Source organism: Clostridium boliviensis (genome assembly GCF_033342255.1).
Lineage (GTDB): Bacteria > Bacillota > Clostridia > Lachnospirales > Lachnospiraceae > Lacrimispora > Lacrimispora boliviensis.
Map to the genome: position 1 here is coordinate 1 of NZ_JAWONS010000295.1, position 274 is coordinate 274.

Annotated in this window: 1 protein-coding gene; it reads left to right on the plus strand. The window is 60.2% G+C overall.

Annotation, left to right across the window (positions count from 1 at the left end):
* Nucleotides 1–28 precede the first annotated feature (28 nt).
* A partial coding sequence (locus RZO55_RS21585) for a hypothetical protein (RefSeq protein WP_318066333.1) occupies nt 29–274 on the plus strand: 246 nt, incomplete at its 3' end.

Sequence of the window (274 nt, forward strand, 5' to 3'; positions counted from 1 at the left end):
ATTGAACCTTCCGGTCAAGGTGGTCCCGATGGTCAGCACCCTGCACGTGCTCGAGGCCGTCCGCAAAGGGATGCAGGGTTGCTCCCTCGAGCAGCTGTATGAGGATCTCAAGCCGTTGATCCCCTTCGACGCCGAGCCGGTGGCGAGCCCCCCGAGGGGGCCTCAAACCGTAAAGGGGGCCATTGTTACGGCCTGTTTGACGGGAAGGGGGAGCGCCCTTGCCATCCAAAAGGCATTGGAGAATTATCTGACTTTTAACCGGAGCTGGTTGGAG